General features: G+C 55.8%; 14 protein-coding genes and 1 pseudogene. 7 read left to right on the forward strand and 8 right to left on the reverse strand.

The window, feature by feature from the left end; genetic code table 11:
- Positions 1-57 precede the first annotated feature (57 nt).
- A complete protein-coding gene (locus ACR0A1_RS07445; RefSeq protein ID WP_170393653.1) occupies positions 58-315 on the reverse strand; it encodes a succinate dehydrogenase assembly factor 2 in 258 nt (85 codons plus the stop codon).
- Positions 312-704, reverse strand: a complete 393-nt coding sequence (locus tag ACR0A1_RS07450; protein ID WP_170393655.1) for a helix-turn-helix domain-containing protein — start codon at positions 702-704, stop codon at positions 312-314. Before ACR0A1_RS07450 ends, ACR0A1_RS07445 begins: the two co-directional genes overlap by 4 nt.
- A 92-nt stretch (positions 705-796) precedes the next feature.
- On the opposite strand from ACR0A1_RS07450, the gene ACR0A1_RS07455 reads away from it, so the two are divergent.
- Both ACR0A1_RS07455 and ACR0A1_RS07460 read left to right on the forward strand, forming a co-directional pair.
- Complete coding sequence (locus ACR0A1_RS07455) at positions 797-1,999, forward strand: pyridoxal phosphate-dependent aminotransferase (RefSeq protein ID WP_480866839.1); 1,203 nt, start codon at positions 797-799, stop codon at positions 1,997-1,999.
- 14 nt (positions 2,000-2,013) lie between these two features.
- Complete coding sequence (locus ACR0A1_RS07460) at positions 2,014-2,415, forward strand: hypothetical protein (protein ID WP_170404825.1); 402 nt, start codon at positions 2,014-2,016, stop codon at positions 2,413-2,415.
- 4 nt (positions 2,416-2,419) lie between these two features.
- Here ACR0A1_RS07460 and ACR0A1_RS07465 read toward each other — a convergent pair whose 3' ends face one another.
- From ACR0A1_RS07465 to ACR0A1_RS07475, 3 genes are all read right to left on the reverse strand, one after another.
- Positions 2,420-3,784, reverse strand: coding sequence for an MATE family efflux transporter (locus ACR0A1_RS07465; protein ID WP_170404822.1), 1,365 nt, complete (start codon positions 3,782-3,784; stop codon positions 2,420-2,422).
- Positions 3,785-3,913: 129 nt separating this feature from the next.
- On the reverse strand, positions 3,914-4,843 hold the full coding sequence (gene ppk2, locus ACR0A1_RS07470) for a polyphosphate kinase 2 (protein WP_170404818.1): 930 nt from the start codon (positions 4,841-4,843) through the stop codon (positions 3,914-3,916).
- Between the two features lie 169 nt (positions 4,844-5,012).
- The gene (locus ACR0A1_RS07475) at positions 5,013-5,621 is read right to left on the reverse strand and encodes a peroxidase-related enzyme (protein ID WP_170510752.1); all 609 of its coding nucleotides are present in this window, start codon (positions 5,619-5,621) and stop codon (positions 5,013-5,015) included.
- A 301-nt stretch (positions 5,622-5,922) separates the two neighbouring features.
- Between ACR0A1_RS07475 and ACR0A1_RS07480 the strand changes: the two genes are divergently transcribed.
- Both ACR0A1_RS07480 and parE read left to right on the forward strand, forming a co-directional pair.
- On the forward strand, positions 5,923-6,363 hold the full coding sequence (locus ACR0A1_RS07480) for an NYN domain-containing protein (protein WP_480866842.1): 441 nt from the start codon (positions 5,923-5,925) through the stop codon (positions 6,361-6,363).
- A gap of 137 nt (positions 6,364-6,500) precedes the next feature.
- Complete coding sequence (parE, locus tag ACR0A1_RS07485; protein ID WP_480866844.1) at positions 6,501-8,459, forward strand: DNA topoisomerase IV subunit B; 1,959 nt, start codon at positions 6,501-6,503, stop codon at positions 8,457-8,459.
- Positions 8,460-8,470: 11 nt separating this feature from the next.
- On the opposite strand, the gene ACR0A1_RS07490 is transcribed toward parE, so the two are convergent.
- Positions 8,471-8,842: a hypothetical protein gene (locus ACR0A1_RS07490; RefSeq protein WP_480771335.1), complete on the reverse strand. Its 372-nt coding sequence runs from the start codon at positions 8,840-8,842 to the stop codon at positions 8,471-8,473.
- 259 nt (positions 8,843-9,101) lie between these two features.
- On the opposite strand from ACR0A1_RS07490, the gene ACR0A1_RS07495 reads away from it, so the two are divergent.
- The 3 genes from ACR0A1_RS07495 to ACR0A1_RS07505 all read left to right on the forward strand — a co-directional run bounded on the left by ACR0A1_RS07495 (position 9,102) and on the right by ACR0A1_RS07505 (position 10,143).
- Entirely contained in the window at positions 9,102-9,350 is a 249-nt protein-coding gene (locus ACR0A1_RS07495; protein WP_480771334.1) for a ribbon-helix-helix protein, CopG family, read from the forward strand.
- A gap of 14 nt (positions 9,351-9,364) precedes the next feature.
- Positions 9,365-9,682, forward strand: coding sequence for a hypothetical protein (locus ACR0A1_RS07500; protein WP_480771333.1), 318 nt, complete (start codon positions 9,365-9,367; stop codon positions 9,680-9,682).
- 179 nt (positions 9,683-9,861) lie between these two features.
- On the forward strand, positions 9,862-10,143 hold the full coding sequence (locus ACR0A1_RS07505; protein ID WP_170420982.1) for a hypothetical protein: 282 nt from the start codon (positions 9,862-9,864) through the stop codon (positions 10,141-10,143).
- Between the two features lie 59 nt (positions 10,144-10,202).
- Here ACR0A1_RS07505 and ACR0A1_RS07510 read toward each other — a convergent pair whose 3' ends face one another.
- Entirely contained in the window at positions 10,203-10,973 is a 771-nt protein-coding gene (locus tag ACR0A1_RS07510) for an alpha/beta hydrolase (protein WP_480866847.1), read from the reverse strand.
- Positions 10,974-11,031: 58 nt separating this feature from the next.
- Positions 11,032-11,348 (reverse strand): annotated as a pseudogene (locus ACR0A1_RS07515) (iron-containing alcohol dehydrogenase); the annotation flags it as partial.

Raw genomic sequence — 11,348 nt, forward strand, 5'->3', positions numbered from 1 at the left:
GCTGTTTCTGAAAACATGACGCGAATTCCCGAAAAATCGGTTAAGCCTGATGATTGCTTATTTTTGAAAGGTTTGCGCGATATCCGCGATCAATTCGGCCAGCGGTTCCGGCGGGCTGGCCTGACCAGTGACCCATTGATACAGGTCCTGGTCATTTTCATGCAACAAGGCATCGTATGTGTCCAATCCCGCCTCGTCCATAGAAGACAGATTGCGATCGGCATATGCCGTCAGGATCAAATCCATCTCTTTGATGCCCCGCCGCATCGAACGCATTTTCATGCGCTTGATCCGGGTCTCGCGCGGCTCGGTCATTGATTGCGTTCCAATTTCAGACGCAGCGCTTTTTCGACGCGGGCCAGCCGCTCGGAGTTGGCTCGCATCTCACCTCGGATCGTGCGTAGCTCTGCAACGAGATCGCGCAATTCCGAGTCCGTATCGCCATGCAGGCTTGTTTCGTCCATGCCGTCGCCCTCGCCCGTCAGAAGCCACATGATCGAGACATTCAGCAGCCCCGCCATCATCGACAGCTTGTTCGCGCGGGGTTCCGACAAATCATCTTCCCACGAAGTGATCGTGGCTTTTTTGACACCAAGCCTGCGGGCCAATTGGGTCTGCGTCATGCCTGCGGCTTCGCGTGCGCCAGCAACGCGATCCCCGAAGGTTGCGGTGTCCGGTCCGAACCAGTCTGTTTCGTCGTTCATCGGGGTCTCCAAAGGGTAAAACTCAATTGGCTTGATCGTTATTTCGGCGCACCCTATGACAGTCGAGCTGAACATACAAACCGAGGCCGACCATGAGTTTCCTGTCTGCGACACTGTCACGCGTAAAACCCTCGCCCACCATCGCGATGACGTCCAAAGCAGCCGAGCTGAAGGCCGCCGGGCGCGATGTGATCGGGCTGAGCGCGGGCGAGCCCGATTTCGACACGCCGCAGAACATCAAGGACGCCGCCGTGGCCGCCATCGCTGCGGGCAAGACCAAATACACTGCTCCGGACGGCATCCCCGAGCTAAAACAGGCGGTTTGCGCCAAGATGAAGCGTGACCACGGATTGGACTATACGCCCGCTCAGGTCTCGGTCGGGACCGGGGGTAAGCAGACGCTTTACAACGCGCTGATGGCTACGCTGAACGAGGGCGATGAGGTCCTCATCCCCGCGCCCTATTGGGTCAGCTACCCGGACATGGTGTTACTGGCCGGTGGCACACCAGTGATCGTCGAAACTTCGCTGCAGACCAATTTCAAACTGACAGCGGATCAACTGGAAGCCGCAATCACACCTAAAACGAAATGGTTCATCTTCAACTCACCCTCGAATCCCACCGGGGCGGGCTATAGCCGTTCTGAACTAAAAGAACTGACTGATGTCCTGATGCGACATCCGCATGTCTGGGTGATGACCGATGATATGTATGAGCACCTGGCCTATGACGGGTTCGAGTTCTGCACGCCCGCACAGGTGGAACCGAGACTTTATGATCGGACGCTGACCTGCAATGGCGTCTCCAAAGCCTATGCCATGACCGGTTGGCGTATTGGCTATGCGGCAGGCCCGGTCGAGTTGATCGCCGCGATGCGCAAGGTGCAATCTCAATCAACTTCGAATCCCAGTTCGGTCAGCCAATGGGCAGCAGTCGAGGCTCTGAATGGAACTCAAGCATTCCTTGCGCCGAATAATGAGATATTCAAACGCCGTCGCGATCTGGTCGTCGACATGCTCAGCCAAATCGACGGTATCTCGTGCCCGACACCCGAAGGCGCGTTCTACGTCTATCCATCAATTGCAGGCTTGATCGGGAAAACCACACCCGCGGGCACCGTGATAGATTCGGACGAAACCTTCGCAATCGCCCTGCTGGAAGAGGCCGACGTGGCGGTGGTGTTTGGCACAGCTTTTGGTCTGTCGCCCAATTTCCGCGTCAGCTATGCGACCTCTGATGAAGCCCTGACTGAAGCCTGCTCACGCATCCAACGTTTTTGCGCCGCGCTCACCTGATACCGGAGTTTGTTATGTCCACAGCCCTGCCTGAATACTATTTCCGCGTGCGCGAAAATGGGGCAGCGGTGTTCAGGATCGACACGGAAAATCGCCATCGCCGGATCGAGATGGAACAGATCGCGGTCATCAACATCCGCAATGGCGAGGTCAAACCGCAGGGCCAGCGTGTACTAAGCGACGCCGACAACGATGAAATCGCGCGCTGGATGGAAGAGCGCAAAGCCCTGCTATCCCGCCGCGATATGGATGATATACACCGTGCGGTTGACTACCTGAATCTGACCACGCAATGGGCTCAGTCTAAAGCAACGGATGCGCAATTAGAGGACGTGACCGACCCATTGCTGATGGCAATGCACGACTTGCGGTCGGTACTTGTTCGAAAGAAATCCGACCGGATGAGCAAAGAATGATCCCCTAGGCGGGAACTTCTCCTACATCGCGCACCGACCTTAGCCAGAAGCGCGCCATCAACAATACGGCAGCACAAGCGAGGCCAATCACGAGGCCAAGCCAGACTCCGATCCCCTCCATACCTTGAACAAAGCCGAAATAGTACGAAGCGGGGATACCGATCACCCAATAGCTGAGTGCGGCCATCACCATCGGTATTTTTGCATCCTGCAAACCTCGCAACAGGCCTAGTGCGATGACCTGCGCCCCATCGACCAGCTGGAACAACGCAGCCATCGCCAGCAGGCCAGTACCGATTAGCAGGATCTGTGGCCGCTGCGGATCATCGGCCTCCATAAACAGCGAGATCAGGGGTTCAGCGCATGTCAGGAATAGAACAATCGTCAAGACCGACACGATCAACGACATCCCGGTCACCGTAATCGCGCCTTTCTCAAGATGCGCCCGATCCCGTCGACCCAACGCGTTGCCCGCCCGAATAGTCGCCACATTAGACAGGCCCAAATGAACCATGAACGTCGCTGAGGCGAGGTTCAACGCAATCCCGTGAGCTGCCAGCGGCACTGGACCCAACCAGCCCATCATGACAGCAGAGATCGCGAACAACGACACCTCCGCCAGTGTCGTCAGACCGATGGGAACGCCCAAACGCAGCACGCTCATGAACATCTCCCAATCCGGGCGCCAAAACCGCTGAAACAAGCTGTGTTCCGGCAACGCACGCACCGCATAGATCACGACCGCCACCAATGATACGATCTGCGTCACCACTGACGCGATAGCCGCACCAATCACCCCAAGTTCGGGCGCGCCCCAGTTTCCGAAGATCAGCGCATAGTTGGTCACGCCATTGACCACAGCTGCAACAATCGTGATCCACAGCACAATCTGCGTCCGCTCAAGCGCGGCCAAATAGGACTTCAGGACCATCACCAACAGCGCCGGGAACAAGCCCCACCCCGCGACTCGCAGGTATACTGACGCAGTTTCAGCGACTTGCGGCTCTTGCTTCAAAGCAATCAGGATCGGATGGGACCACCACAAAAGGGGCATCATCACCGTCGCATAGATCAGTGATAGCCACAGACCCATGCGAGTGGAGCGGCGAATGCTGGTCTCATTCTCCTCGGCGGCAGCGGTCGCCACCATTGGCATTACGGCCCACCCAAACCCGGCACCAAACAGGAACAGGACGAAGTAATAGCTGTTGGCCAGCGTCACGGCGGCCAACGCCTCGACACCGTACCAGCCCAGCATGACGGTATCGGTCAAACCAATCGCATACTGTGCCAGATGCCCGCCAATCAATGGCAGGCCCAGCACCGCGATTGCGCGCAAATGGCCGGGATATGTCATCACCTTGTTCATTCCGCCAGCCTTAGGCTTGCGCGCTGCCCGAGACAAGAGCGGAACAAACTTATTTCATAATGAGACTAACGAGAACAAAGCGACGCTCGCCATCACCTTTGGTGCAACGGCTTTACAGTTTATCGATTTTCAGCCGATCTTCGCGTCAGGATGCAGCGCTGTCCCCAGAATATGGTCCGAGTTATGAATTACGTGATGCGCCTGCCCAACTATCAACGGATCAGGCTCACCAACGATCCTCAGGTCTTTGTCCGGGTAGTCCAGCGTCGACAGGAAATGCCGCATGCAGTTCAGACGCGCGCGTTTCTTGTCGTTGGATTTGACAATCGTCCAGGGCGCATCAGCGGTGTCGGTATAGAAGAACATCGCCTCTTTCGCCTCGGTATAATCATCCCATTTGCTCAGGCTAGCCTTGTCAATCGGTGACAGTTTCCATTGCTTCAACGGATCAGTTTCACGACTCCCAAAGCGCCGCTGCTGCTCTTCCTGCGTGACCGAGAACCAGTACTTATAAAGTTGAATGCCCGAGCGCACCAGCATCCGCTCCAACTCGGGCGTCTGCCGCATGAATTCCAGATACTCATTGGGTGAGCAGAAGCCCATCACCCGCTCGACGCCCGCACGGTTGTACCAGGACCGATCATAAAACACCATCTCGCCCACGGTGGGCAGCTGCTGCACATAACGCTGGTAATACCACTGCCCCTTTTCCTCATCCGTCGGCTTGTTCAATGCGACCACACGCGCCTGACGCGGGTTCAGATGCTCCATGAACCGCTTGATGGTCCCACCCTTGCCGGCGGCGTCGCGGCCCTCGAACAACAGCACAAACCGCTGCCCGGTCTCCTGCGCCCACAATTGAACCTTCAGCAACTCTGCCTGCAGCTCGGCCTTTTGCGCCTCGTAATCCTTGCGTGCCATCTTGCGGCCATAGGGGTACTTGCCGCTCTCAAAAGCTTGCCGGATTTTCTCGGATGTTGGTGCCGAGGCATCCGCCTTCAGGTCAGTTACAGCTTTGATCTGAGATGATTTTTGTTTGATCTGGGGTGCCGCATCCATACATGTTCTCCTCGTTTTCACTGTCGAGGAGATGCTTAGCCGATTGTCACACGGCGCGCTTTGATTGGTGTCAAATTGACATAGGTTTTATCGGGGCGTCAAAGAACAAGCCTATGCCCGTTCTTTACATGATCCCAAAATACATAGGGGGGAGCGGCCAGCCCCGCACTTACCGATGTCCCCAATCATCAGGATTGTCCGAGTTGTTCGGCGACAAGCCCAAAACGTCTCCGTCAGTCGAACACCCCAAACCCAAAACGGTTCTGTTCGCATAGGAGAAATAAGAACACACCTGATTGATCTCCAGAATCTCGCCATCTTCCCACCCCGCCTCTCGCAGAGCGATCACGTCCGCCTCGGTCAGATCTCCGGGTGCCTCGGTCAGCTTGCGCGCATATCTCATCGCTTCGACCTGTGCCGCGTCCAGCGGGGCCGAGGCCGGATCACGCGCCTCAATCGCCGCACGGATCGCATTGCCGCGCACCTCATCCTGCAGCAACCGCTGCAATCCGGAAAAGTGATGTTCTACGCAATACCCGCACCGGTTCAGAGAGCTGACCCACACGCCCAACACTTCAAGAAACCATTTTGGCACCTTGTTGGCCGAATGGTGCAACACGTTCTTGTAGACTGCCATATGGGCTTCCATCGAATGCGGCCGCAGGCTGTGCGCCATCATGATGTTGTCTACATTGTTGTCCGGCCCGGTGACCCGGTCATAAAGCTTCCTCAGCTTTCCCGTAGCCTCTTCGAATGGAATGGTTCTGATCCAACTCAATTCTTCTGCTCCCCTAATTTCTGCTTCCGGAACAAAGCCTAAACGGGATTTCGAAACATGACGAGATCTTGGAAAGCTCGCGGTTTGATAACAATCTGTTTTGCATAACTGATATATGCTGGGCAGCTACCCTTACTGTCTGCTACGTCCCTATTGAAACAACTTTCTGACCAAAGACTTTTCAACTGTGCGCCCACTCATCTGTATTTTTGCCCTGTCTTGTTTTGGCTCTGCTATAGCTATGTTCAATCCAGCGTTCTCAGATTGGTTATTGCTGACAGGACCGTGCGCATTGGCAAGTATGCTACTGCTGTTCGGAAAAAGGCTACGCCGGCTCAAAACTTCGAAAAACTGGGCTGTCGTCGATGGATCAAATGTTTTGCACTGGAAAGGCGGTGTTCCTAATATCGCCACAGTGCGCGAGGTTGTCGACGAGTTGAAGACAAAGGGGCGGACACCGGGCGTCGTCTTTGATGCCAATGTAGGATACAAAATCTCAGATCGCTATATTAACGACAGTTCCCTTGCGGCTTTGCTTGGGTTGCCATGCAGCCACGTGATGGTTGCGCCGAAGGGTACTCCTGCCGACCCGCTGGTCCTTCAGGTAGCGCGGGATCTCGGCGCTGCTATCGTCACAAATGACCGGTTCCGTGATTGGGATGACGAATATTCGGATGTGCTTGAGAAAAGTTCTCTTGTTCGAGGTGGCTTTAAAGACAAAACTCTCTGGCTGTCATTGTAAACGCGCTGCAATACAGCGCTGAATATCGCTCCGGTTCCGTTGGCCCCGACAAACCGGATACAACACCTCGCGTCCCTCTTCCCCCGGACCACATCACCTGCCATAATGGGGGAAACTCAAAAACAAGAGCAGCACCCATGCCCGACGATCTGTTGACGCCAGAAACAACGACCGCTTACGACGCCTCGTCCATCGAGGTGCTGGAAGGTCTGGAACCGGTCCGCAAACGCCCCGGCATGTATATCGGCGGCACGGATGAGCGTGCATTGCACCATATGGTGGCCGAGATACTCGACAACTCAATGGACGAAGCTGTTGCGGGCCATGCCAACCGGATCGAGGTCGAGCTGCACGCAGATTACGCCCTGACCGTGCGCGACAACGGGCGCGGCATTCCGATCGACCCCCACCCGAAATTCCCGGACAAGTCCGCATTGGAGGTGATCCTGTGTACCCTGCACGCAGGCGGCAAGTTCTCGGGCAAGGCGTATCAGACTTCGGGCGGTCTGCACGGTGTGGGTGCATCGGTGGTGAATGCCCTGTCGGATTCGATGGTCGTGCAGGTGGCGCGGGATAAGCAGCTGTTCGAACAACGGTTCTCGCGTGGTATCCCGCTGGGTCCCGTGGAAAAGGTCGGTGCGGCCCCCAATCGGCGCGGCACCACAGTGACTTTCCACGCCGACGCCGACATCTTCGGCCATCACAAGTTCAAACCCGCGCGCCTATTCAAATCCATACGCTCCAAGGCTTACCTGTTCTCGGGCGTCGAAATCCGCTGGAAATCTGCCATCGACGACGGCGAAACCCCGACCGAGGCGAGTTTCCACTTCCCCGGCGGCTTGTCGGATTATCTTAAGGAAACGATGAACGGCTCGTCGACCTATGCCGAGCAGCCCTTTGCTGGCACCGTGGACTTTAACGAGAAGTTCGGCACCCCCGGCAAAGTCGAATGGGCGATCAACTGGACGCCTTCGCGCGATGGGTTCATCCAGTCCTACTGTAACACTGTCCCCACCCCCGAAGGCGGCACACATGTCGCCGGTTTCTGGGCTGCGGTCCTCAAGGGGATCAAGGCCTATGGCGAGCTGATCAATAACAAGAAAGCAGGTCAGATCACCCGTGACGACCTGATCACCGGCGGCTGCGCGCTGGTGTCCTGCTTTATCTCGGAACCGGAATTCGTCGGCCAGACCAAAGACCGCCTTGCCACGGTCGAGGCGCAACGGCTGGTCGAAAACTCGGTCCGCGACCATTTCGATAACTGGCTGGCGGCTGATACGAAATCCGCCGGGGCGATCCTCGACTTCCTCATCCTGAGGGCCGAAGAACGCCTGCGCCGACGGGCCGAGAAGGAAACACAACGCAAGTCCGCCACTAAGAAACTTCGTCTCCCCGGCAAGTTGGTGGACTGTTCTAGTTCAACACGCGACGGCACGGAATTATTCATTGTCGAGGGCGACTCGGCGGGCGGGTCCGCCAAAATGGGCCGCGACCGCAAAACACAGGCCCTGCTGCCCTTGCGCGGCAAGATCCTGAACGTGCTGGGTGCGGCCAGTTCCAAACTGGGCACCAATGCCGAGATCAACGACCTGACCCAAGCGCTGGGTGTCGGCCTTGGCACCAAGTTCAACGTCGACGACCTGCGCTATGATAAAATCATCATCATGACCGATGCGGATGTGGACGGGGCGCATATCGCCTCGTTGCTGATGACGTTCTTCTTCACGCAGATGCGCCCGATGATCGACGCGGGCCACCTCTATCTGGCCTGCCCGCCCCTCTACCGCCTGACCCAAGGCGCCAAGCGCGTCTATTGTCTGGACGAGGCCGAGCGCGACGAATGGCTTGAAAAAGGTCTGGGCGGCAAAGGCAAGATCGACGTCTCACGCTTCAAAGGTCTGGGCGAAATGGACGCCAAGGACCTGAAAGAGACCACAATGGACCCGGCCTCGCGCAAGCTGATCCGCGTCACCATCGACGAGGACGAACCCGGCGAGACCGGCGACCTGGTCGAGCGCCTGATGGGCAAAAAACCCGAACTGCGGTTCCAATACATTCAGGAGAACGCCCGGTTTGTTGAGGAGTTGGATGTTTAGCTTTTGGCCAACTAAACCAATTTGACTACATCAAACGAAGATAAGGCGCCGGGGTCTCCGACGCCTATTATGGTCCAAACGTAGCTCTGGGAACAAATCTGTACTTTCACGGGATAGCCGGCTGCAACAATGGTTTGGATGCTATTTGTTAGATAATTTAGCTGAAATGTCTGCTCTCGACTCAAGAAGCTTTGAGCAGAAGCAACGACAAGAAAAGAGGTGATCTTGTGATACACCTCCGCAATTGCTTCCGAAATTCTAACCTGCTCCGTCTCCGGTAAAGCCTCCAATTCTCGCTCGGCCTGACCAGAGATCGATATCATGTTTAAGTCTTCGTGCTTCGGCTCTTTTTGGGCTTCCAGCATTCTCAGCAGCTCGCTCAATATTTTGTCACTTTTGCATCCCCCATCATCACAATAATGCGTTTTTTCGCATAGGGTCAACACTTTTTCTTTACTTTTTCATTGAAAAGTACTGAAAATAGGGTTGCGCGGATCCAAATCGATTGCTAATTGGCCCGCAAAACAGGGAGGAACAAACATAACCATGAAAAAGATGACAGAATGACACAATGAAATCTCAATGAACAAACTATATAAATAATCATGAGAAATGACAGTAATGTCTCTAAGGAGATCAAAAATGGCAACCGAATCCAATAACAGGAACGACAACTCGAAGTTTCGTTTCACTGTAGATGTATCCCGCAGGTTGGCAGATGAGATCGAGCGCATTGCCGAGGAAACGGGAAGAAGCAAGGCCGAGGTTTTTAGGCTTGCTATCGAACTTCTATCCACCGCCCGAGACGCTCGCCGCGAAGGTATGCATGTAGGTGCTTGGGAGGATTCTCCTGAGCATCGACGCGAGCGTGAATTCGTAAACTTCGGTTAAGTTGGTGCTGACCATTGAACAAGCCTGTCGTACAAGAAAAACAAGTTGAAACCGTCGACATTGGCAAGCAATCGAGCGAACTTCCATTGTACTCGGAAGGTTCGCTCGAAGCTCTAGACAAAGAGCACGCAATCCGAAACCATTGGTTCAAAGAAAAAGCGATCGTATTTTTGTCCGTGACAGTGATCTTGGCGATAATGGTTTTTAGCTTTTTTACGATCACATTCCCGCAAGACGATAGTTCTGCCGATTGGGGCCGCCAAACACTTTCAGCGTTGCTAGGCTTTGCAGCCGGTGCAATTTGGCAAACGAAAGCGAAGAAAAGTTCCTAAACCTCTCTCACTTCGGTGCGTCACTGCGACCGAAATCGAACCGCACTCACGGCCCCCTTGCCTAACCCGTTGATCCCGTTCACACTTACCCTCAAACCGTCACCAAAGAACGACATTTGAGGTTCCGAGCGTCCAAGACCCAATTTAACCACGATCAATTTTCCGAACGGGAGGACGACATGAAAACACTAACCCTCGGGCTGGCCCTGACCCTGCTGGCCTCGGCAGCCCCCGCGCAGCAGATGCTCAGCACTGCATCGCCCATACCGGACGGGGCCGAGACGCGGTTTTGCTACTATGACGGGATGGCCTATTCGCCAGACGCGTTCATCCTGCTGACCGGTGACAACACCGTAACCTCAACCATCAGTACGCGCGAGGAACGGCTGCTGCGGTGTCATCGCAATGACGATGGCTCTCTGGTCTGGAAACCGCAGAGCACGTTTCAAACCAACAACTGACGTAGGATGGGTTTCCAACCCATTAAAGCGGAGCGGGGACGATGGGGTGAAACCCCATCTTACCCAACATTCCGATCCAACCAGTCGGCAATCTGTTCGGCTGGGCCTTCCCAGCCCGGCTCCATGAACAGAAAATGCGCGTGGTTCTCGATGGGCAGAAAGGTCGCACGGTCTCCGTAAAGCTTCGCCAGCGCACGGCAGGTGTTGGGGTTTACGGCCCTGTCCTCGGTGCCTGAAACGATCAGAACCGGGCAGTCGACCATGTCGATATCCACCTTCATCGCGTGGTGGTCGTCGAACATCCAGAAGAACATCTCGAACATCACCCGCCCGCTTTCGGGGCCGAGTTGGTCATACACCTCATGCTGCTGCGCCTCGGGCATCTTGTTGAGCGCAAAAGGGGCCATCAGGTCGAAATCAACGCGCATGGGCTGTTTCCAGAACGCCCCACCCTCCATCAACGCGCGCGGCACAGCGCGTTCGTCGTCGGTTTCCGGCAATGTGCCCCAAGCCGCGTTTGGGTTGATCAGGACAATTGCGCTGGCCAACCCGCGAGACGCCACCTTCTGCGCCACTACCCCCGCAATGGCATGGCCCAGTAGAACAGGTTTGCTCTCCAACCCTTGCACGAAGTCTGCAATGTCATTGGCGTAATCTAGGACGCTTGTGTCGGTGAGGCCGGGATCGGGATCTGCCTTGGGGTCGCCACCATGATAGCGTAGCGCGGGCGTATGCACCGTCCAGCCACGTGCACGAAAGAAGCCCGCATAATCCTCCATACACCACGGCCCGGCAAAAGCACCGTGGATCAGAACAATCTCTTTCGTCATGAAAATCTCCCTCACCTCCGACCAGTATGAGAGGTGAGGGATGGGTTCGGCAAGCCTGTCAGTGTGCTGCGTTGAAGAGCGTTGTCAGGTTTTCTTCGGTCAATTCGATCGGATTCCCTCCGCATGAGGGGTCGATGATTGCGCCCTGGACCAGTTCGGGGATGGCGGCTTTGGTGACGCCCAGGTCAGAGAGTTTGCGGGGAATAGCGAAGCTGTCGTTGAACTCTTGCACGAAGCTGCGGAAGCCGTCGAAGCCGCCGTCGATGCCCAGATAGGCGGCGGCTTGCTGGAAGCGGTCGGCGATGACTGGCGCGTTGAACTCGAGCACGGCGGGCATGCAGACCGCGTTGGTGGTGCCGTGGTGGGTGTTGAACA

The sequence above is a fragment of the Ruegeria sp. D6 genome (genome assembly GCF_056534365.1).

Excerpts from the sequence above, each read along its gene's own strand:
- ACR0A1_RS07445 (WP_170393653.1), bottom strand. The coding sequence starts at position 315 with ATGACCGAGCCGCGCGAGACCCGGATCAAGCGCATGAAAATGCGTTCG.
- ACR0A1_RS07450 (WP_170393655.1), bottom strand. The coding sequence starts at position 704 with ATGAACGACGAAACAGACTGGTTCGGACCGGACACCGCAACCTTCGGG.
- ACR0A1_RS07455 (WP_480866839.1), top strand. The coding sequence starts at position 797 with ATGAGTTTCCTGTCTGCGACACTGTCACGCGTAAAACCCTCGCCCACC.
- ACR0A1_RS07460 (WP_170404825.1), top strand. The coding sequence starts at position 2,014 with ATGTCCACAGCCCTGCCTGAATACTATTTCCGCGTGCGCGAAAATGGG.
- ACR0A1_RS07465 (WP_170404822.1), bottom strand. The coding sequence starts at position 3,784 with ATGAACAAGGTGATGACATATCCCGGCCATTTGCGCGCAATCGCGGTG.
- ppk2 (WP_170404818.1), bottom strand. The coding sequence starts at position 4,843 with ATGGATGCGGCACCCCAGATCAAACAAAAATCATCTCAGATCAAAGCT.
- ACR0A1_RS07480 (WP_480866842.1), top strand. The coding sequence starts at position 5,923 with ATGCTACTGCTGTTCGGAAAAAGGCTACGCCGGCTCAAAACTTCGAAA.
- parE (WP_480866844.1), top strand. The coding sequence starts at position 6,501 with ATGCCCGACGATCTGTTGACGCCAGAAACAACGACCGCTTACGACGCC.
- ACR0A1_RS07495 (WP_480771334.1), top strand. The coding sequence starts at position 9,102 with ATGGCAACCGAATCCAATAACAGGAACGACAACTCGAAGTTTCGTTTC.
- ACR0A1_RS07505 (WP_170420982.1), top strand. The coding sequence starts at position 9,862 with ATGAAAACACTAACCCTCGGGCTGGCCCTGACCCTGCTGGCCTCGGCA.
- ACR0A1_RS07510 (WP_480866847.1), bottom strand. The coding sequence starts at position 10,973 with ATGACGAAAGAGATTGTTCTGATCCACGGTGCTTTTGCCGGGCCGTGG.